19 protein-coding genes, 1 pseudogene and 1 riboswitch are annotated in these 20,391 nt (G+C 39.9%); of the genes and pseudogenes, 6 read left to right on the top strand and 14 right to left on the bottom strand.

The annotated features are described in order from the left end of the window. Positions 1-4: 4 nt before the first annotated feature. The 3 genes from FSZ17_RS02965 to FSZ17_RS02955 are packed head-to-tail and all read right to left on the bottom strand — an operon-like array spanning position 5 to position 2,788. Positions 5-793 carry an IclR family transcriptional regulator gene (locus FSZ17_RS02965; protein WP_057775689.1) on the bottom strand — a complete coding sequence of 263 codons (789 nt, stop codon included), beginning with the start codon at positions 791-793 and terminating at the stop codon, positions 5-7. After that, a complete protein-coding gene (locus FSZ17_RS02960; protein WP_057775743.1) occupies positions 777-1,766 on the bottom strand; it encodes an ABC transporter ATP-binding protein in 990 nt (329 codons plus the stop codon). The genes FSZ17_RS02965 and FSZ17_RS02960 overlap by 17 nt, the downstream gene beginning before the upstream one ends. Before the next feature lie 38 nt (positions 1,767-1,804). Continuing rightward, positions 1,805-2,788 (bottom strand): ABC transporter ATP-binding protein, encoded by a 984-nt coding sequence (locus tag FSZ17_RS02955; RefSeq protein ID WP_057775688.1) that lies wholly within the window; start codon positions 2,786-2,788, stop codon positions 1,805-1,807. Positions 2,789-2,895: 107 nt separating this feature from the next. On the opposite strand from FSZ17_RS02955, the pseudogene FSZ17_RS23610 reads away from it, so the two are divergent. Continuing rightward, positions 2,896-3,137, top strand: a pseudogene (locus tag FSZ17_RS23610) (recombinase family protein); the annotation flags it as partial. Positions 3,138-3,452: 315 nt separating this feature from the next. Here FSZ17_RS23610 and FSZ17_RS02945 read toward each other — a convergent pair. Then, entirely contained in the window at positions 3,453-4,322 is an 870-nt protein-coding gene (locus FSZ17_RS02945) for a sulfite exporter TauE/SafE family protein (RefSeq protein ID WP_057775686.1), read from the bottom strand. A 304-nt stretch (positions 4,323-4,626) separates the two neighbouring features. Between FSZ17_RS02945 and FSZ17_RS02940 the strand changes: the two genes are divergently transcribed. The 5 genes from FSZ17_RS02940 to FSZ17_RS02920 all read left to right on the top strand — a co-directional run bounded on the left by FSZ17_RS02940 (position 4,627) and on the right by FSZ17_RS02920 (position 9,434). After that, entirely contained in the window at positions 4,627-5,064 is a 438-nt protein-coding gene (locus FSZ17_RS02940) for a Dps family protein (protein ID WP_057775685.1), read from the top strand. A 235-nt stretch (positions 5,065-5,299) separates the two neighbouring features. Beyond that, positions 5,300-5,962: a VC0807 family protein gene (locus FSZ17_RS02935; protein ID WP_228460272.1), complete on the top strand. Its 663-nt coding sequence runs from the start codon at positions 5,300-5,302 to the stop codon at positions 5,960-5,962. Positions 5,963-6,156: 194 nt separating this feature from the next. Continuing rightward, positions 6,157-7,050, top strand: a complete 894-nt coding sequence (locus FSZ17_RS02930) for an EamA family transporter (protein WP_057775684.1) — start codon at positions 6,157-6,159, stop codon at positions 7,048-7,050. 60 nt (positions 7,051-7,110) lie between these two features. Then, positions 7,111-7,737 (top strand): pyridoxamine 5'-phosphate oxidase family protein, encoded by a 627-nt coding sequence (locus tag FSZ17_RS02925; protein ID WP_057775683.1) that lies wholly within the window; start codon positions 7,111-7,113, stop codon positions 7,735-7,737. A gap of 98 nt (positions 7,738-7,835) precedes the next feature. Continuing rightward, a riboswitch (cyclic di-AMP (ydaO/yuaA leader) is annotated at positions 7,836-7,985 on the top strand. A gap of 99 nt (positions 7,986-8,084) precedes the next feature. Then, on the top strand, positions 8,085-9,434 hold the full coding sequence (locus FSZ17_RS02920) for a TrkH family potassium uptake protein (protein WP_057775681.1): 1,350 nt from the start codon (positions 8,085-8,087) through the stop codon (positions 9,432-9,434). A gap of 354 nt (positions 9,435-9,788) precedes the next feature. Here FSZ17_RS02920 and FSZ17_RS02915 read toward each other — a convergent pair whose 3' ends face one another. The 10 genes from FSZ17_RS02915 to FSZ17_RS02870 all read right to left on the bottom strand — a co-directional run bounded on the left by FSZ17_RS02915 (position 9,789) and on the right by FSZ17_RS02870 (position 20,379). Further along, positions 9,789-10,244, bottom strand: coding sequence for a hypothetical protein (locus FSZ17_RS02915; protein ID WP_057775680.1), 456 nt, complete (start codon positions 10,242-10,244; stop codon positions 9,789-9,791). 301 nt (positions 10,245-10,545) lie between these two features. Further along, positions 10,546-11,328, bottom strand: coding sequence for a serine hydrolase (locus FSZ17_RS02910; protein ID WP_057775679.1), 783 nt, complete (start codon positions 11,326-11,328; stop codon positions 10,546-10,548). Between the two features lies 1 nt (position 11,329). Beyond that, positions 11,330-12,352: an ABC transporter ATP-binding protein gene (locus FSZ17_RS02905; protein ID WP_057775678.1), complete on the bottom strand. Its 1,023-nt coding sequence runs from the start codon at positions 12,350-12,352 to the stop codon at positions 11,330-11,332. 2 nt (positions 12,353-12,354) lie between these two features. Continuing rightward, entirely contained in the window at positions 12,355-13,284 is a 930-nt protein-coding gene (locus FSZ17_RS02900; protein WP_057775677.1) for a C40 family peptidase, read from the bottom strand. After that, the gene (locus tag FSZ17_RS02895; RefSeq protein ID WP_057775676.1) at positions 13,271-14,377 is read right to left on the bottom strand and encodes a dipeptide epimerase; all 1,107 of its coding nucleotides are present in this window, start codon (positions 14,375-14,377) and stop codon (positions 13,271-13,273) included. The genes FSZ17_RS02900 and FSZ17_RS02895 overlap by 14 nt, the downstream gene beginning before the upstream one ends. Positions 14,378-14,404: 27 nt before the next feature. After that, positions 14,405-15,325 carry a S66 peptidase family protein gene (locus FSZ17_RS02890; protein ID WP_057775675.1) on the bottom strand — a complete coding sequence of 307 codons (921 nt, stop codon included), beginning with the start codon at positions 15,323-15,325 and terminating at the stop codon, positions 14,405-14,407. Positions 15,326-15,684: 359 nt separating this feature from the next. Beyond that, complete coding sequence (locus FSZ17_RS02885; protein ID WP_057775674.1) at positions 15,685-17,331, bottom strand: peptide ABC transporter substrate-binding protein; 1,647 nt, start codon at positions 17,329-17,331, stop codon at positions 15,685-15,687. Between the two features lie 157 nt (positions 17,332-17,488). After that, positions 17,489-18,487 carry an ABC transporter ATP-binding protein gene (locus FSZ17_RS02880; RefSeq protein ID WP_057775673.1) on the bottom strand — a complete coding sequence of 333 codons (999 nt, stop codon included), beginning with the start codon at positions 18,485-18,487 and terminating at the stop codon, positions 17,489-17,491. A 5-nt stretch (positions 18,488-18,492) separates the two neighbouring features. Continuing rightward, complete coding sequence (locus tag FSZ17_RS02875; protein WP_057775672.1) at positions 18,493-19,446, bottom strand: ABC transporter permease; 954 nt, start codon at positions 19,444-19,446, stop codon at positions 18,493-18,495. Continuing rightward, a complete protein-coding gene (locus FSZ17_RS02870) occupies positions 19,447-20,379 on the bottom strand; it encodes an ABC transporter permease (RefSeq protein WP_057775671.1) in 933 nt (310 codons plus the stop codon). It lies immediately after the preceding gene. Positions 20,380-20,391 lie beyond the last annotated feature (12 nt).

The following is a 20,391-nucleotide window of genomic DNA, read 5'->3' as shown; positions in this document are numbered from 1 at the left end:
ATATTCACCCATATGGATATGGATTGTTATAACCTATCTTTCTTGAAATTTCCGCTGCTGCTATCCACAGATCCCCAATAAAATCATGAATTTTCCCCTTTGGAAGACTAGTAGAAAAACCGGCAATACTTATGGAGTACTCAACATCCCCAAAGCGGTTAAAAATCGGAACAGCAATAGAGGCCGTCCCATCCTCTAATTCAGAATCACTGTAAGCAAAGCCATCTTCTCTAATTTGCTTGACTAAACGAAGAACTTCCTCTTTCGTTGCCGGTGTTTGGCTCGCATACTTAATGATTGGCTCTTCTAAAACTTCTTCGATGAATTCATCATTTAGAAAGGCAAGGATGACTCTAGAACATGCCCCAGCATATAAGGGAGCATGGCGCCCAACCCTTGTATATAATCGAACAGGACGTGTGCTTTCTACTTTTTCAATGTACACACCCTCGAACTGTTCTCTCGTGATGAGCTGAACGGCTTCATTAAACTGAGCCTGAAGTTTCTGCATATAAGGAAACGCTATATGGCGGATTTCAAATCGGGCTGCCACGCGTTCTCCCATTTCTAGGAACTTAATGCCGAGCCCGTATACCTCGCCATCAATGACTAGCCCCTCATGCTGAAAAGACATTTTTTTTAAGTATCCAAGCTCCACGAAGGTTCTTAAAAGTCGAAATACAGTTGGTTTTGGGACTCCTGTAAAATTCGATATTTCATCCAATTTCCAATATGGCTTTTCCTCCGTGAAAATATCCAATAGCTGAAGTGCCTTTTTAACAGTCTTGCTCATATAAATCTCCTAAGACCGCTTGATGTTCATTCGGTTCGTGATATAAATGACAAGAAACCATATGCTGGCTGTTAGCTGGCTGAAGTGAAGGCTTTGCCGTTTTGCAGACATCCATGCATGAGAAGCATCTTGGGTGGAATGTGCAGCCACTTGGCGGATTAGATGGACTTGGGACATCTCCTTTTAAAATAATCCGTTCTTTCTTCTGCAATGGATGCGGGCTTGGCAATGCGGATAAAAGGGCTTCAGCGTAAGGGTGAAGCGGCTTATCATATAAACTTTTCTTATCCGCAACTTCCACCATTTTTCCTAGATACATAACCCCGATTCGGTCGCAGAAATGTTTGACGACGCTTAGGTCATGCGAGATAAAAATATAGGTCAGGCCAAATTCCTTCTGCAAATCTCTCATTAAATTGAGAACCTGTGACTGAATGGATACATCAAGAGCGGAAACCGGCTCATCGGCGATAATTAGCTTTGGCTTTGAAATTAGCGCCCTCGCGATGCCTATTCTTTGCCGCTGGCCGCCTGAGAATGCATGGGGAAACCTTTCAAGCTGTGCCTTTGACAAACCAACTTGGTCAGCTACTTCAAGCACTCTTTTTTCCCGTTCGCTTCTGTCTGTTATACCGAAATTAATCAATGGTTCTTCAATCGTTTCTTTCACTTTCATTCTTGGGTTTAATGATGCATAGGGATCCTGAAAGATGATTTGGATATCCTTTCTTAACCTTCTCATCTCTGTTTTATTTAGTTCTGTGATATTTTTCCCTTGAAAAACTATTTTTCCGTTTGTCGGTTCAAGCAGCCTAAGAATGGTCCTGCCTGTTGTGCTTTTGCCGCAGCCGGACTCGCCAACAATACCGAATGTTTCCCCTTCCTTTACATCAAATGAAACTCCATCAACCGCTTTAACATGCTTCAAAGTCTTTTTGCCGAAAATCCCTCCCTTTATCGGGAAGTATTTCATTAAATTTTCTACCTCCAGGATGGTTCTTTTCTCCTCTATCACACGACCACCTCCGAATCCCCTTTTTCATAAAGCCAGCATTGTACCTTTGAGCCATCCGCTTCAAATAATGGCGGGTCGCTTTTGCATCGGTCATGCACAAGTGCACAGCGAGGGGCAAAGCGGCAGCCTATCGGCATTTTTCCTGGTGCTGGAACGACGCCCGGAATGGAAGAAAGATATTCCTTTTCTTCATTTACGTTTGGAAGTGATGATAGAAGGCCTTTTGTATACGGGTGCTTCGGAATATCGAAAAGGTCAACTGTAGATGCCTCCTCCACGATTTCACCGGCATACATGACGATGACCCTGTCACACATTTCAGCAACAACACCAAGATCATGGGTAATCAATATGATCGACATATTAAGCTGGTCCTGCAGGCTCTTCATCAATTCAAGAATTTGGGCTTGAATAGTTACGTCCAGCGCCGTGGTAGGCTCGTCGGCAATTAAGATCTCAGGATTACAGGAAAGAGCAATAGCGATCATCACCCTTTGCCGCATTCCTCCAGAAAGCTGGTGCGGATATTCATCAAGCACTTGCTCAGGTCTAGGAATTCCAACAAGCTTTAACATATTTAGCGCTCGTACCCTTGCTTCACCTTTGGATATATTTTCATGGCTTAAGACCATTTCCATGATTTGTTTTCCAATTGTATAAACAGGATTTAGAGAGCTCATTGGCTCTTGAAAAATCATTGCAAGTCTTTTCCCTCTGACTTTTCGCCATTCCCTTTTTTTGAGATCCTTAAAGCTGAGGTTTTTAGCCCGGATATCGCCATCCAGCCACTGGACACCTGGCGGAAGCAAACCCATAAGGGACAGCGAGGTCATACTTTTTCCGCAGCCCGACTCACCGACAATCCCAAGTGTTTCCCCTTTATCGAGATGAAAGCTTATACCGTTCACAATGGCAATTTTATGATCATCATCTACTATCCCGACTTTGAGTTTTTCAATCTCTAAAACTGTATCAGCCATTATGACACTCCTAACGATTTCATTTTATGAAATGCAATTTCATTTTTTATGTTAATTAAAATAATATTAAATAATTAAAATATTTTCAATAATTTTATTATAAAAATATTTTAAATTGTCGAATTTCCAGAAATGGTGACGTGTTGTATATCCATTCTTTTAATCGTTTCGGCAGGAATAAAGATAAGATTTTACAGGAATGGAATGACATCACGAAGAACATCCATGCTGAGATTGTGTTTTTAGATATGCCATTGCTCTTCACCACACAATATAAAGATAGTTTAGGAATTTTTTTGCAGATCTTGTTTTGCAGATTCTTTCTTGGATGGAGGAAGTAGAAAGGGAATGAATTCGAAAACGACAGCTTAAGGGAATTGATTTAGCTTTGCAAGATGGAATTTTAGTTAAAGAAAACTCACCGATTGGCGAGCCTTGGAAAAGTGAAGACAGAGGCTTAGTTGCACTTATCGCGTTCATACATGACACGTCCTCCCAAAAGCTTCTCTTTTGGTCGTGCGATGTGAATGCTATTGAAGCCCTCCTTGTCCTGTCCGTCGTACTTAGTTCCTAAGATTGGCAACTATGTCGAATCATCTTCTGCGCTGGCAATTTATATTTTCTTAAGTACGAAAAAAAGTCGAGCAAGGATGCCCGACTTTCTTTATTCCGATTCTTTTACTTTTGCATTAAAACTTCGAATTTTCATGATGGATCTGATTAAGAAGTACAAAATAAAGCATCCTAATAAAATTACTCCTGCCAAACTTAAGTTGATAAGCTTAAAAACAACGCTGATTAACGTAGCAATATAAATGCCGCTTAGAAGGAGGCTTATTTCTTTATTTTCATAATATCTTGTCAGCTTAGCACCAAAGGAAGATCCGATTAATCCCCCTGCTACAAGCAATAAGCTTACTTTATAATTAATAGGAACAGTGAAAGCATAGGATAAAAAGGCTGCTGGAACGATGAGAAAAATCGTAAACAAGCTCGTACCAACTGCTTTCTTTGGCTCAAAGCCTAAAAAGGAAACTGAAAGCGGCACAATAATAAATCCTCCGCCTACCCCTAAAGTTGTAGACACAAATCCTGCAAAGGCACCGATAAAAATCATTTTTATGGGAGATAGAGAAATAGGCTCCTCTACGATTGCGGTTGTCTTTTTCCCTTGTTTAAACATTTTCAACGCAAAATAAGATAATAACATGATATAAAATATCGGAATAACCAATTCATCCAATCCACGTTTTTCAAGAAAAATGACAAATGGACGTGCAAGCTGAGTAGATACCATACCACTCACTCCGAGGATCAGACCATTTTTCCAAAGAATATTCTTATAGCGAATATGAGTCGTAATTCCTGAAAATGATGTCCCTAGCGTAAATAATAAGCTTGTCGTCACAGCCTCAATCGGAGAAAATCCAAGCAACATGAGCAAAGGGGTCAAAATAAATCCCCCGCCTACCCCGAAAAAACCCGATAATACACTGATACACGCACCCAATAAAAAAAACAACATGATAGTCATATAAAGACTCCTAACTGAATCTGACCTTTCCTTCTATTGTAGATGATAATTTCACATTATGGGCTATTTTTTTAAGAGCCCCCTCGGACATCACTTGAAAATGATAATCTTCACTTAGTTTATTAAAAGAGAACATAATTATGTCTGAAATGATTCATGCTATTGAAGAATGGTTGATTATGTTTCCTTGATTTTTTTATAAATAATATTAATTTATAATTATTATAAATTAATATTGATTTTAATTTTATATTTGTTATAATAACTATATAAGAAAGAAAAATGAACTTAGGAGGAATTAAGAATGGAAAACTTATATTCAGCATTAAATGTTCAAATTGCAAACTGGAGTGTCCTTTATACGAAGCTGCACCGCTATCATTGGTTTGTAAAAGGTCCATTATTCTTTACACTTCATGAAAAATTCGAGGAACTTTACAATGAATCTGCTACAGTAGTTGATGAAGTAGCCGAGCGCCTTCTTGCAAGTGGCGGAACTCCCGTTGCGACAATGAAAGAATATTTAAGCATAGCAACGATTCAAGAATCCAATGGTGAAACAAACGCTGATGAAATGGTTTCTAGCTTAGTTGCAGACTATAAGCAATTAAAAGCTGAGCTAAAGGAATTAGCTGAGCTGGCAGATCAACATGATCATGATGTCATTAATGATCTTGCTGTAGGATTACTCGTAAAGCTTGAAGGACATATCTGGATGCTTAATGCTTATTTAGGAAAATAAGAATAAAAGCGCAATTGCCTTAATCGAGCCGCACGCCAATGGCGCTCATAGCTAGATTAATAAAAAATGCTAGAAGAGTCAGTGAGTTTAATCACTGGCTCTTCTTTATTAGCAAATAGGAAGGATAAAGTTAATTAGCGTTGATAAAATTTTTTTGGAGAAATGAAAAAGCTAAAGAGGAATTTCATTCTATATAGTGAACTAAATAAATATCTATTATATAGGATGTGGTGCTTTGAAAAATAATATTGTTCTGCTTGATATCATTTTTTACGTTGTCTTTCCGTTAATGGTGTGGAATTTTGGTCGGGATTGGATTGGGGATTACTTAGCCATGATCCTTTCAACTGTTCCGGGCATTCTTTACAGCCTCTACCGCTTCTTTGAGCTTAAGAAAGTAAATTTCTTCGGGATTTTTTTACTAACTAATTTAATCATCACTTTCCTTATCGATGTTCTTGCCGGATCCGCCATACAGCTGCTATGGAATAATGTTATTTATTCATTTATTTTAGGCTTCATTTTCATTGGAACCATTTTGGTAAGGAAGCCAATTTTCCTCTATATGGCGCTTGATTTATCCGAAATGCAAGGCAATGACCGTAATGAAATGAAAGCTCTCTTCTTTGGAAAAAAAATATTAACGATATTCAGATGGATTACTGCTGGTTTTGCTTTAAAATTTATTATTCTGGCAGCGATCAAAACTTGGCTTATTCAGCAATACGGAGTGGAAGCCTTTGATAAAGGAATTATCATAAGACAGATATTAAATTGGGGCTTTACCATTGTATCTTTGAGTGGCTTTTATTTTATCAACAAGGAGCTAGGAAAGAACTCTCCCTTCGAAAATAAAGAAACACCAAACAGTGAAAATTCGGCTTTTAGAAAGACTTAGCCTTCGCCAGGTCCTTTCGGTGAATGCTTAGTCTTTCTTATACGATCTTTATAGCAGATACAAAATCGATATTGCATTTCGATTTAATGGTTAATAGACCCAGACTTTCCAATTAGCCAAAATAACCGCCAAGGCTCTTTAAAAAAGTGTTATGATATTCTCATTGAACATCATTTTTAAGGAGCCATGAAAAAATGAACAACTTCAAGTATACACTATCGATTTTCATCGGTGCCTGCAGCTATGGGGTTTTGGCTTCAATTGTCAAAACGGGATTACAGGCTGGTCATACTGTTTATGAGCTAACAGGCAGTCAATATCTTTTCGGATTTTTGCTACTTTTACTTACTATTCCTTTTATCAAACGGGTAAAGATCTCCTTTAAACAGGCTGGGGCACTCATGATGACTGGTACTGCCTTAAGCTTAACTGGGATTTTTTATGGATTAAGCCTTGATCGTGTTCCTGCTTCGCTTGCCATTGTCCTCTTGTTTCAATTTACTTGGCTGGGAATCTTAATTGAGGCACTTTTTGAAAGGAAATGGCCGAGCAAAAATAAGATTATTTCTGCGATCTTTCTGATTCTCGGTACCATTTTCGCTAGTAACCTAATTTCTAGCAGCGGCCAGCCTATTCAATTTGATGGGCTGATTTATGGACTGTTATCTGCTATTACGTATGCCATATTTATTTTTGCAAGTGGGAAAGTGGCAACTGGAGTGCCTAGTATTCAGCGAAGCATTTTTATTACTTTGGGTGGCCTTCTGATTCTTGTATTCATTGCTGGCCCCATTCTTTTCAAAACTGGCATTCATTTAGATGGTTTATGGAAATATAGCTTATCGATGGCCTTTTTTGGCGCCATTTTCCCGATTGTTCTCTTTGCTATTGGCACACCGAAAATTGATGCAGGTCTTGCTACAATTATTGGATCAGCAGAACTCCCTGCAGCGATCTTTGCCGCCATGCTCATCTTAGGTGAAGAAATATCTAGAATCCAAATGTTTGGAATCGCACTCATCTTAATTGGGATCTCCATTCCACAGCTGCGTTTTCAAAAATTTTCTCGAAGTAGACTAGAAACATAATAAGTTCATAGGAGGGGAATTCCCTCCTTTTCTTATATATTCATTAGGAGGGGAAAAATCATGTTATTTCATGAGATCATTACATCCGAAGAGGAGCTTCGTTCCTTATTAGGCACTCCAGGTAAGAATGCCGCCAATAAAGTAATCAATCATTTAGATCATCACTGCAAAGAGTTTATTTCAAAGTCTCCGATTGTTTTTGTTTCTACCTCTAATGCAGATGGGCATTGTGATACATCTCCTCGCGGGGATTTCCCTGGATTTGTACATATAATGGATGACCATCATTTCGTTATTCCAGAACGGCCAGGAAATAAGCGAATGGACACACTAAGAAATATTTTAGAAAATCCATATATTGGCCTTCTATTTGTGATTCCAGGATTAGAAGAAACACTGCGAATTAACGGGAAAGCGGGCGTTATCAAAGATCCAGACATACTTGAAAATATGACCGCTTTCGGAAAAACTCCTTTACTAGGTGTTGCTGTTCAAGTTGAAGAATGCTATATCCATTGTGCGAAAGCCTTCAAGCGTTCCAAGCTTTGGCAGCCAGAAACATGGCTTCTACAATCAGACCTGCCCTATCCTCCCCAAATCCTCGCTGATCACATTAATATACAAGGAGTGGACGTTGAAAACGTGAAAGCTTCTTTGGAGGAAAGCTACGAAAAGAGATTGTATTGATTTCTATTTAGGAAACCTAAAAAATTTGTTCTTTTCCATCTGACAAATTTCTATTGACATTCTTTCTTAACAGGAGTAATTTAATAAAATCAAAAATAAAAAAATCCTTGCTGAATCTTATTTTCAGAACGGGGGAACCAATATGATAAACAGATTGTTTATCAGGGGTGAATCTTAGCATCTTGTTAAGAAGGGATCTCTCAATCCCTAATCCGTCAGCTAACCTCGTAAGCATATTGAGAGAAGGGCATCGCATTTGTGCAATGACCATTCTTACCTCTGGCCTAAGAATGGTTTTTTTTGTTTTCATTTTTGGAATTTTTAATCGGCATATTGGAGGAGTCATGATGGGGAAAGAAAAGGGTTTTATCGCCATTACAAGGAAGTATTTGAAAATTAGTCCACCCCAGCTTCTAGTACTTATTTTTGCTTTTTTTATTGTGTTGGGAACATGTTTATTAAAGCTTCCTTTTGCAACGGAAAAGTCCATTTCATGGGTTGACGCCCTTTTCACGACTACATCTGCTATGACAGTGACAGGCCTAACAGTAGTAGATACAGCATCGACCTATACCCTATTCGGTGAAATCGTGATTATGTGTTTAATTCAAGTGGGCGGACTTGGAATCATGTCCTTTGCTGTACTCATTTATTTGATGCTTGGGAGAAAAATCGGTTTTAAAGAACGACTTGTGATGCAGCAGGCTTTAAATCAGACCTCATTAGGAGGAATCATAAGCCTTGTACGCAACTTATTTTTATTTTCGTTTGCGATTGAAGCCTGTGCCATGCTACTGCTTTCCCTTCGCTGGGTTCCTGAATACGGTTGGGCAAAAGGTCTTTACTATAGCCTATTCCATTCTGTTTCAGCCTTTAATAATGCAGGGTTTGGACTTTGGGAAGATAACTTAATAGGATTTGTTGGAGATCCAGTCATTAACCTTGTTATTTCACTATTATTTATTACTGGCGGTATAGGTTTTACCGTATTAATTGATTTGAAGAAAACAAAGCGTTTCCGCGAACTTTCTTTACATTCCAAGCTCATGATCGTAAGCACATTTGTTATTAATCTTGTATCGATGATAATCATTTTTCTTCTTGAATATAATAACCCAAATACACTTGGCCCGTTGTCAGGATGGGAAAAGTTCTGGGCCACCTACTTTCAGGCAGTATCCCCAAGAACGGCTGGATTTAATACCATTGATTTAAGCGGATTAGAGGATACTACTGCCTTCTACATGATTTTTCTCATGTTTATAGGAGCAGGCAGTGCTTCAACAGGCGGCGGAATTAAATTAACAACCTTTATTATTATCATCCTAGCCGTCATCACCTTTATACGAGGGAAAAACGACATCGTCATCTTCAGAAAAACAATTAGTGATTCCTATATTGTAAAAGCATTAGCGATCACAATCATTAGTCTCCTTTTCATCATAATCGCTATTTTTACGTTGAGTATTACAGAGAATCAGCCTTTTATAAAAATTGCCTTTGAAGTCATGTCTGCTTTTGGCACGGTCGGTCTGACAATGGGACTTACAGGAGATCTAACTGAAATCGGCAAAGGAATCATCATATTCATTATGTTTCTCGGTAAACTAGGTCCTCTAACGCTCGTATTTTCATTTGCTCGCCGACAACAGGAACAAAAGATTCGATATCCGCGTGAGGATATTTTAACGGGGTGACCTGAAACTCCCACAGCTAAAGCAGTGAAAGACTTAGTGCTCATTAGTTTGCGATAAAGTGAAACTTCCATCAGTGGGGGTTTTTTGATCCCCCACTGATGGTTAGTTGCGGCCCACAGGAAGTGGGTCACGCAGACGTTGCCACACGATGTGGCGCTTTTAGTCTGTGTTCATTTTACGGGCTTTTACGGGCAGTTGTTCCCCACCTATCTTCCTCGCTTCTCTCTCAATCTTGAGGTGGGGGTCTTACTGCCCGTTAATGCGGGATAATTTGAACAGTTTGAGGATTATAGATTGGACACAAAACAGACAGAGAGTAGGTTCTCTGCCTGTTGGCATACTGGCCAATGGAAATTAAACTGGAATTAGTGGAAATAAGAATAGGTCAAACTGGAAAGCTGCTCGGACTGGATCTGTTGGATAAATGGCATTTACTCGTTGGAAAACCCCAGTGATCCCTACTTGTGTTCCAGGATGAATGGTGTGAATGATGGCATCTTCAAAATTTTCTCCTATCACTTGGACATCAAAGGCATTGACTCCGTTGTTGATGGCGAGAATAGTCCCAAACGGAAGGACGAAACCCGTTTGTTGAACGGCTGCCTCTCCATTAGATGCACCAGGTGTACAGGCAGGTTCATAACCATTGGCTTCATAAACCGTAACCGTAGTTTCTTGTGGAAAATTAAACTTATGTTTCAGTGTGAATTGCTGATGAATCAAACAACAATCTCCACATTTACAGCAAGATTGAATGTCATTATGAAATGGATTTTTTGCTTTATCGTTTTTAAAAGGAAATATTCCCAATAACTTCACCTCCTTTTCTAGTACTTGTTTCAATGTATTCAAGGCAAAGAGTAGGGTATAGATAGAAGTAATGGTATAGTTAAAGATTTTGTCATTGTCTAATTTGTTATTGAACAAACAGGTCCTTTTATGAATAAAACAAATAAAAAATGGTAAAGAGCTTGGAAAATTCTCCAAGCTCTTTTTTCAATGCTCATTGTAGTTTAATTCCTAAATCTTTCTATTTACTTACTAAATTTCATAGTATACACATGCTGGCTTTACTCAAAAAGGACACCCCATCCATTAAGATAGAGTGTCCTTATCCATTTACTAAATGCCGTAAAATCAGCTTGCCAATCTGTGATAATATCTGCTTTCCTTCATACGGATCCTTCAGCTGATCGATCAAAACTGCCGAATAGATGGTTTTATCTCCATAACGGATGATGGCACAATCATGCTCGACCCCTGGCAGTTCCCCCGATTTACTAGCGACTTGCAAATCTTCTAAATCGATCGTATTGAATAGCTTTTTAAATTGTTGTTTTTCCATAATGCTAAAGGCTTTTTGAGAGCTCTCTTTAGATAAAAAGAATTGCTGATCGATAATCTTCAAACAGGTAACCATATCATGAGCAGTTGTCCAATTATCCATTCCACTTTTTATTGCTTCAAAATCCATCATCTTTCGGTTTAGTTCCGTCCATTTTAATTTTATTTCTTTCATGCACTTATTAATCTCATTTTTTCCTACTCTATCTATTAATAGATTTGTAGCTGTATTATCAGAGACAACCATCATAAGTGCCATTAAATCGATGATCTTTATTTTCAAATCAGCCGATAAGGCTTGCAATACCCCTGCACCACCCACTTGATCTTTCGGTAAAACCGTAATTTCCTCTTGAAGGTCGAGCAGCCCTCTATCATTTTGTCGAAATCCTTCTATTAAAATAGGTATCTTAATCAAGCTTGCTGAAGAAAATTTTACTTCACTGTTTCTTTCTATTCGAGAATTGCCTGTTTCTAGTACGAAACCGATTCTTCCTTCACAGCAAGCAGCAACCTTCTCCATTGCTTTTTCCAATAAGGCAAAATTCATCTTAGTCTCTCGAACGGATCGTCACAGCTACTTGGGATCTGTTCGAATCACCTGTCACATTTTTATTGTATAGATGACATGCTACAAAATGATTTTCTTCAATTTCCTGGAATGAGGGCTTTAAGGTTGAGCAGGCATCCATTGCATACGAACAACGTGTTCTAAAAACACAGCCGCTTGGCGGATTAATGGGACTCGGAAGCTCCCCTTGTAAAATAATTCGTTCGCGTTTATCCTCTACATCCGGATCCGGAATCGGAATGGCTGATAAAAGGGCCTGTGTATAAGGATGAAGAGGGTTACTGTATAGATTAGAGCTTGCCGTTAATTCTACAAGATTCCCTAAATACATGACGCCGATCCTGTCACTAATATGCTTTACCATGGATAAATCATGGGCAATAAACAAATACGTTAAACCGTTCTTTTTTTGCAGGCCTTTAAGCAGGTTCACAACTTGAGCTTGGACGGAAACATCAAGTGCTGAAATTGGCTCATCTGCAATAATAAAATCTGGATCTAATGACAAGGCACGGGCAATGCCTATTCTCTGTCTTTGCCCGCCGCTAAATTCATGCGGATAGCGGTTCGCGTGGTCTCTATTAAGACCAACATCCTCCAATAATTGATAGACCTTCTCCATCCGCTCCTTTTTATTTGGATATAATCCATGTACCTCCATCGGTTCTGAAATAATCTCCCTTACGGTTGAACGTGGATTTAGCGACGCATATGGATCCTGAAAAATCATTTGCATTTTTCTATGGAAGCCAAACTTTTCTTTTTCCGTCATCTCGTGAACATTTTTCCCATCATATATGACCTCTCCCTCTGTCCGATCATATAATCCGATTATGGTACGTCCAGCTGTTGATTTTCCACAGCCTGACTCTCCAACAATCCCAAATGTTTCTCCCTTTTTGATATAGAAAGAAACATCATCAACTGCCTTTAAAATTTGTCCTTTCCCTAAAGTAAAATGCTTCTTGAGATGCTTCACTTCTAACAATGCTTCATTTGCCATGATTATTCCCCCGTCTCTTGCCAGTAGCGCCTTGCTGCACATAATTCCTTTTCATATACAGTATTTTTCAAGTCGATTATTTCAATGCTTTTGCCTGTATTGGGCGAATGAAGCAGTTTGCCTTCCCCATAGTAGATGCCGACGTGATGAATTCTCCCCTTCCCTTCTTCGTAAGCAAAGAAAAGTAAATCTCCAGGCTTTATTTCTTCCAATTCGACTCTTTTCCCAGAGTCAGCCTGATCATGGGCATCACGGGGAATGATATAGCCGTTTGCTTTGCACATAGAGTAGCTGAAGCCAGAGCAATCATAGCCATAGCTGCTCATCCCACTCCATAAATAAGGTAAATGAAGAAATTGTTCCCCGGCAGAAACGATCGCTTTTCCATCCCCTTTAGGAAGGCTTTGCAGTGAGTCATAAACACTCACTTCCTCCACTTTCAAGATGCCCTCACCTGTTGGGGTTTGAACTTGTACCCATTGTTCGTCCCTGCTAATTAGCGGGAGAATCGTCTGGTAGCTTAAAGTGATTTGGGGATTACGATAATAGTCATAAAGAAAAGATTTTTTGGCTGTCACAACAACAATTGGACGATCGTTTATCTCCCAATCCTCTCTCTGCATTAATTGATCCTTTGGCAGCCAGCCTGGATATCCTCCAATATCCTTAGAAGAGGACTGAGTAGGTACTAGAACATGAACCCACTCTTCTCTCTCTTCCAAAATGTGTACTTCCTCTCCGTACAAAACCTGTGACTGTACTAAATTTTGATTGCACAGCTCTAAGCTGGTCTCATACGTTAAACCCTTTAGCCAAAGGTCCACATCAGCTGGATTGGTGATAGCGAGCTGATCCAATTCCCTTGCTGAATCGAATGACGTCCATAGGGTAGCAACCGGAACAGCGATTAGCCATTTATCATTGATTGCCAAGTGAAACGCCTCCTCCTATATGAACATTCGTTATCCCCAAGCCAGGTTCTTTTGGAAGGGTAATTTTCCTTCCACTGTATCTTATTCCTCCCTCAACGACTTCCTTTGCCAGCATTAAAGGAGCATCAAAATCAAAACGAGTAATGTTTTTCTTACTTGCAGCAAAGTGAGCAGCAGCCGTAATGCCAATTCTCGTTTCGATCATACTTCCTACCATACATTCCATTCCGCAAACCTCTGCAAGCTGATTAATAATTTGAGCTTGATAGATTCCCCCTGATTTCATCAGTTTAATATTGATTAAATCAGCACTCCTTGTTTTAATGACTTCAAAGGCTTGCTTAGGCGAAAAAACACTCTCATCAGCCATAATCAGTGTATCAACATGATCCGTCACTTGCTTAAGTCCTGCGATATCCCATGCTTTTACAGGCTGTTCAACGAGTTCGATATTTAGATCTAGTTCTTCCATTTTCCGTATCGCTTGAATGGCTTCCTTTGGTTTCCAGCCCTGATTGGCATCAAGACGAATCTTTATTGCTTTTCCAATTCGATTTCTAATTTCGCGAATTCGTTCGATATCAGTTGCTATTTCATCTTTTCCAACCTTTACCTTTAGTACATCAAAGCCTTGCTGGACGTAGGAAACAGCATCTTCTCCCATCTCTTCAGGTCCATTTACACTTACGGTATAATCCGTCTCAATTTCCTGTTTATGCCCCCCTAAAAACTGATAAAGAGGGAGCTTGCATTGCTGTGATATACAATCAAATATCGCCATATCCACTGCCGCTTTAGCACTTGAATTGCCAATTAGAATCGATTGAATTTCTTGAAAAATAGACTCATAATTTAAAAGGCTTTGTTTTTCTAAAAATGGCTTTAATACATCATGAATAGCAGATTCAATACTGGAAAGGCTATCACCTGTAATAACAACGGTTGGAGGAGCTTCCCCCCAGCCGATAATCCCGTTATCACATGAGATTTTGACAATGATCGCTTCAGCTGTATTGACTGTCCGTAATGCTGTTTTAAATGGTTTAATAAGTGGGACTGCTACCCGGTATGTTTCTATTTTGTCTATTTTCATTTTTACCATCCTTTTTGTCCGCTTGCTCTACTGAATCCCACTTTCAATGATTAATTGTTTCTTTTCAGTGTTCATTTCCGCCTGAACGCCAAGAGGAATGGACACATGTGGTGAGCAATGTCCAAACTTGAATCCCTTCATTGCCGGCTTGTTTGCCAATTGAGTATAATGATCGATTACTTCATCTAAGCTCAAGGAAAGTTCTCTTTCGGGAACACAATTATTAAAATCTCCAATAATAAGGCCTGCTGCATCATAAAGCTTTCCAGCCATATGCAATTGATTCAGCATTCTGTCTATCGAGCGAGGCTCTTCATTAATATCCTCAATCAACAGCAGCGCGCCCTTAGTATCGATCTCAAATGGAGTTCCAATCGTACTTGCGATTAAAGACAAATTCCCTCCAGTAATCCTTCCGCTTGCTTCTCCTTCAATCAATGTTTCCAATGGCGAGATTTCATTCGTATATTGAATAGCGGTTGGCTCAAACAATTGCTTAAAATATTCCTTTGATAAAGGATGGACATCTTCTTTCCCAATATCTGATGCAAGCATAGGGCCATGAAAGGTGACTAGTCCTGTTTGCCCATGAATAGCTGTATGCAAAAACGTAATATCACTGTAGCCCCAAAAGATTTTGGGGTTATGCTTAATCAGCTCATAGTCAATGTTTGAAGCAATTCTGCCTGTTCCGTATCCACCGCCTGCACAGATGATGGCCTTAACCTCTTTATCCATAAACATTGAATGTAAATCTGTTAATCGATCTTCATCATTTCCTGCTAAGTATCCATATTGATCATATACATGCTTACCGATCTTTACCTCTAAACCTAACTCTTCAAGGAACGAGAAGGATCTCTGCAAGTTTTCTTGATTTGGAGGGCTTGCAGGAGCAATAATCCCAATTGTATCCCCTTTTCTTAGCCGCTGTGGTTTCATTAACATGCTGTCACATCCTTTTGTGAGAAAAGGGATGTTCGTTGGAACACCCCTTTTATTTTTAGTCTATGTTAAACTTTTCTGTTGATTTCCACTGCAGGCACTTAGCGATCGCGGGCGGTCCGGAAGCCTCCTCGTCGAAGAGCGCTCCTGCGGGGTCTCCCTTTGACTCGCTTCTCCCGCAGGACATTGAATAAGCTTCCTAGAATAATCAACGCACGAAGGAAATGCGAATGCATTTTCGAGGATCTCGCGCCTGCAGCGAGAATCAACAACTAAATAGCATTATCAACACTGAGCTTTAATACAGCCTATTTTTAAAAATTACAATTATAATAGACTTCTGGCTTAAGGTACTGCTGCTTTTAATTTTTATCTGCCCATTTAAGCTCCGTATATCCGACTGGGTGACGGACGATACCTGTAACAGCTTCATTTTCTAAAGTAACTTGGTTATAGAAATATAGAGGAACGATTGGCATTTCTTCAAATAAGATTTTCTCAGCTTTGTACATCATTTCGTAACGCTTTGCTTCGTCTGCTTCATTTTTTGCATCTTTAATTAATTTGTCGTATTCAGCATTACTCCAGCCTGTACGGTTCATAGAAAGGCCAGTTTGGAAATTTTCTAGGAAGTTAATTGGGTCTGCATAATCAGCAAGGAAGGAGCTTCTTGAAAACTGGAATTTTAAAGCCTTCTGTTCTTCACCAAATACATTCCACTCCATATTTGCAAGCTTCACTTCAACCCCTAGGTTATCCTTAAACATTTGCTGAAGCGCCTCAGCAATTGACTTATGTGTATCACTTGTGCTATACGTTAATGTTACTTCTGGAAGCGTAGTATAGCCTTCTTCCTCCATACCCTTTTTAAGAAGAGCTTTTGCCTCTTCCACATTTGTTTTCACAAGATCACCAGAAGTTTCACGGAAATCCTTTCCATTCGCATCATTAAATCCATAGGCAACAAAACCATATGCTGGTTTTTCTCCCTTTTTCGTTACAAAGTCAACAATTTGCTGCTGGTCAATGGCCATTGCAAAGGCTTTACGGATATTAACATTTTGGAATGGCTCCATTGTCACGTTAAAGCGGTAGAAATAATCTCCTGCTTGGTCCTCTACTTTTGGCTTTCCTTCTTTAAATAGCTGCTCACTTAAATCAGCTGGTACCGCAGATGTGTCAAGATTACCCGTTTGGAACATTTGGTATTCTGTATTTGTATCATCAACAATTGCCCAGTTGACTTTGTCTAGCTTCACTGTTCCTGCATCCCAGTATTGATCATTTTTCTCCATGACAAAATGACTGTCATGCTCCCATTCCGTTAAGTTGAAAGGACCATTTCCAACGAAGGATGCTGCTTCAGCAAACCATTTTGGATTTGCTGTTGCTACCTTCTCATTAATTGGGAAGAATGCTGGGTTCGTAATGACACTTAAGAAATATGCTTGAGGGCTTGTCAATGTTACTTCAAATGTTTTTGCATCCACTGCTTTTACCTTTACATTATCTGCAGGGCCTTCACCATTATTAAAGGCTTCTGCTCCTTCAATAAAGTAACCAAGGAACGCAGCAGGCGAGCCCGTATTAGGATCTAATAGCCGTTTCCACGCAAATACAAAATCACCAGCCGTTACATCGTCACCATTTGACCACTTCGCATTTTCACGAATATGGAAGGTATATGTTTTTCCATCATCTGAAACTTCCCATTTTTCAGCCGTTGCTGCTTCAGGATCATGGTTCTTGCCAAGGCGTGTTAAGCCTTCCATCAGGTTATTCAATGGACTCCATGAAACGGAATCAAAACCAATTGGCGGATCAAATGAGGTTGGCTCCATACTGTTGTTTAAATATAGAACCTTTTCGGCTGCAACCTCTTCTGTTTTCCCTTCGTCCTTATCCTTGTCTTTATCCTTTGGTTCATTCCCTGCATTCTGATTCGCTGTACATGCAGCAAGCACAAAAACCAATAGTCCCGTCAACAAAAGCGATAAAAACCTTTTCATTTCATTTCCCCCTTTTTTCCTAAAAATATCATGCTAGTTTTTTACTATCACAAGCTTATGATGACATCTGCTAGAAAAGAACTTTCACTGGATTCACTGCCCTAAACCCCGTATTTCAGGAAATCTCATCGTCATCTCTAGCTTATAAATACCTTCACTATTTCACACTTGTCAGTCTATTCATGGCACGTTCATCCTGAAGCCAGCAATCGACATGATGATCCTGACTTAGATGAGTTTTGAACGGATATGCCCGGTCACAGACTTCCATGGCATAGCTGCATCGTGCTGTAAAAGGACAGCCTGCCGGCGGAGAAAATAGGTCAGGAGGTGTACCTGCAATTGGCACTAATTCAGCACCCTCTAAATCGAGACGAGGAACTGAATTCAATAGACCCTTTGTATAAGGATGCTGGGGCTGGTAAAAAATCTCTCTCCTCGAGCCAGCTTCAACAATTTTACCTGCATACATCACGGCTATTCGATCTGCAACCTGAGCGACTACTCCAAGATCATGGGTAATAAGAATAATCGATACACCCGTCTTCTTTTGTATATCTTTAAATAAATCTAGAATTTGCGCTTGAATCGTAACATCGAGCGCTGTTGTCGGCTCATCGGCAATCAATACCTCAGGCTTGCAAACGAGAGCCATCGCAATGACAATCCGCTGCCTCATTCCACCGCTGAACTGATGGGGATGATGCTTAAATCGTTCATGCGGATTTGGGATGCCGACAAGGTCTAGCATTTCAAAGGCAACTTTTTTTGCCTCCTGCCTTGAAATCGATTTGTGCTGCAAAATTCCTTCTACAAGTTGTTCCCCAATTGTAATTGTAGGATTCAGTGCAGTCATTGGATCTTGAAATATCATAGAAATATCTGCACCACGAATGCTTCTCATCTGTGTTTCCTTTAATTTTGTTAAATCCTTTCCTTTAAATAGGATTGATCCATTTGTTATTCGTCCTGGCGGGTTCGGTATCAAGCGCATAATACTTTGCGAGGTGACACTTTTCCCACAGCCTGATTCGCCTACAATGGCTAATGTTTCGCCTTTATATAAATCAAACGTAACACCCCGAACAGCCTTCACTTCTCCCCCGTATGTTTTAAATGAAACATGGAGATCGATTACTTCGAGAACTTTTTCCATGATGTTTACCTCCTTAACTTCGGATCAAGTGCATCCTGGAGTCCATCTCCAAGCACATTAAATGAAAACATCGTCAGAGAAATAAAGAGCGCAGGGAAAAAGAGCCTCCACCAATGTCCTGATAGAATAGTAGATAAACCATCACTTGCCATTGATCCCCAGCTTGCAAATGGAGGCTGAATCCCCAAGCCAAGGAAGCTTAGAAATGCCTCTGCAAAAATAGCGGATGGAACGGTTAATGTCATTTGCACGATGATAGGACCCATAGTGTTTGGGAGCAGGTTTTTCCTTATAATTCTTGATGTTTTCGTTCCAAATGTCTTGGATGCTAATACAAATTCATAGTTTTTTATTTGCAGAACCTGACCTCTCACAATCCTTGCCATCCCGATCCATCCGGTTATAGTAAGGGCAAAAATGATGGTAAACAGTCCTGGCCCCATAACAACACTGATTAATATCACAATGAGCAAATACGGCAGTCCGTATAAAATCTCCACGATCCTCATCATGACATGATCTGCTTTGCCGCCTTTATAGCCAGCGACTCCCCCATAAACAACACCGATGATGAAATCAATCAATGCAGCAACAATTCCAACAAACAAAGAGATCCGAGCCCCAAACCATGTTCGGGAAAATACATCCCGTCCCAACTCATCTGTTCCAAACCAATGCTTGCTGGATGGAGGCAGGTTCTGATTCACAAGCTTTTGTTCGGTCATATCATGAGGAGACATCATCGGTCCAAAGATGGCCATAAAGGTAAGCAGAATAAGAAAAGCTAACCCCGCCATGGCTAATTTATTCTTTAAAAGACGCAGCCAAGCATCCTGCCAATAGCTCAAGCTTGGCCGAACAACTGCCTCCGCTTCTGCCTGATTACTCGCTTTCGCAACAAACCATTCATCAGGGATATCTGGTGCTATATGACGTTCTGGCTGTTTTCTTAATTCCATTTAGATTCCCTCCTTTTTATGCAGCTTAATTCGAGGGTCGAGGATGCCATAAGCAATATCTACTAAAAATAGCATCATGATTAAAATCGTGCTGTAAAAAACGGTTGTCCCCATGATAACTGGGTAGTCGCGTTGGTTAATACTCTCAACGAAATACTTTCCCATTCCTGGAATCGCAAATATTTTCTCAATCACAAATGTTCCTGTTAAGATGCTGGCTGCAAGAGAGCCTAGCACCGTAACAACTGGCAATAATGCATTTCGCAGTGCATGTTTAAACACAATTTTCACTGGTGATAAGCCCTTTGCTTTCGCTGTTCTTATATAGTCCTGTGTTAATACTTCGAGCATGCTCGCACGAGTCAGCCTTGCTATAATCGCCATTGGACCAGTTGCAAGTGCTAAAGTCGGGAGAATCATATGCTTTGGACTTACCCATGTAGCGACCGGAAGTATTCCCCATTTAACTGCGATTACTTGAATAAGCAGTGTGGCCATAACAAAGTTTGGAATCGATATACCAAGAACGGCTATCGTCATCGCTACATAATCGATAATGCCATTATGGCGAAGAGCTGCAATAACACCGAGTGCAATTCCTGAAATAACCGCAACGATTAAAGTCACGATGCCAAGCTCGAATGAAACCGGAAATCCCCTTCCAAGCATTTCATTGACAGTTTGCGATGATTTTTTAATTGATGGTCCAAAATCAAAGGTTACGACAGATTTCAAATACATTCCGTATTGAACATAGAGCGGTTTGTCGAGATGATAGAATTTTTCCAGGTTCTTTTGAACGGTTTCGTTTGTTGCCCTTTCCTCGTTAAAAGGAGAACCTGGTACGGCATGCATGAGGAAAAAAGTTAACGTAATGATGAGCCAAAGTGTGATGAGCATGGCAATGAGGCGCTTTACAATGTATGTAGTCATCAGATAACACTT

Source organism: Cytobacillus dafuensis (assembly GCF_007995155.1).
GTDB classification, from domain to species: Bacteria; Bacillota; Bacilli; order Bacillales; family Cytobacillaceae; genus Cytobacillus; species Cytobacillus dafuensis.
Note: the sequence above shows the minus strand (reverse complement) of the source record. Positions and strands in the feature narration are given on the sequence as shown.

Bases quoted from the DNA above. Each gene is read 5' to 3' on its own strand.
- FSZ17_RS02905 (WP_057775678.1), bottom strand. From the start codon at position 12,352: ATGGCAAATGAAGCATTGTTAGAAGTGAAGCATCTCAAGAAGCATTTT.
- FSZ17_RS02930 (WP_057775684.1), top strand. From the start codon at position 6,157: ATGAACAACTTCAAGTATACACTATCGATTTTCATCGGTGCCTGCAGC.
- FSZ17_RS02885 (WP_057775674.1), bottom strand. From the start codon at position 17,331: ATGAAAAGGTTTTTATCGCTTTTGTTGACGGGACTATTGGTTTTTGTG.
- FSZ17_RS02895 (WP_057775676.1), bottom strand. From the start codon at position 14,377: ATGAAAATAGACAAAATAGAAACATACCGGGTAGCAGTCCCACTTATT.
- FSZ17_RS02875 (WP_057775672.1), bottom strand. From the start codon at position 19,446: ATGGAATTAAGAAAACAGCCAGAACGTCATATAGCACCAGATATCCCT.
- FSZ17_RS02925 (WP_057775683.1), top strand. From the start codon at position 7,111: ATGTTATTTCATGAGATCATTACATCCGAAGAGGAGCTTCGTTCCTTA.
- FSZ17_RS02880 (WP_057775673.1), bottom strand. From the start codon at position 18,487: ATGGAAAAAGTTCTCGAAGTAATCGATCTCCATGTTTCATTTAAAACA.
- FSZ17_RS02870 (WP_057775671.1), bottom strand. From the start codon at position 20,379: ATGACTACATACATTGTAAAGCGCCTCATTGCCATGCTCATCACACTT.
- FSZ17_RS02910 (WP_057775679.1), bottom strand. From the start codon at position 11,328: ATGAATTTTGCCTTATTGGAAAAAGCAATGGAGAAGGTTGCTGCTTGC.
- FSZ17_RS02965 (WP_057775689.1), bottom strand. From the start codon at position 793: ATGAGCAAGACTGTTAAAAAGGCACTTCAGCTATTGGATATTTTCACG.
- FSZ17_RS02960 (WP_057775743.1), bottom strand. From the start codon at position 1,766: ATGAAATACTTCCCGATAAAGGGAGGGATTTTCGGCAAAAAGACTTTG.
- FSZ17_RS02945 (WP_057775686.1), bottom strand. From the start codon at position 4,322: ATGACTATCATGTTGTTTTTTTTATTGGGTGCGTGTATCAGTGTATTA.
- FSZ17_RS02940 (WP_057775685.1), top strand. From the start codon at position 4,627: ATGGAAAACTTATATTCAGCATTAAATGTTCAAATTGCAAACTGGAGT.
- FSZ17_RS02955 (WP_057775688.1), bottom strand. From the start codon at position 2,788: ATGGCTGATACAGTTTTAGAGATTGAAAAACTCAAAGTCGGGATAGTA.
- FSZ17_RS02890 (WP_057775675.1), bottom strand. From the start codon at position 15,325: ATGTTAATGAAACCACAGCGGCTAAGAAAAGGGGATACAATTGGGATT.
- FSZ17_RS02920 (WP_057775681.1), top strand. From the start codon at position 8,085: ATGGGGAAAGAAAAGGGTTTTATCGCCATTACAAGGAAGTATTTGAAA.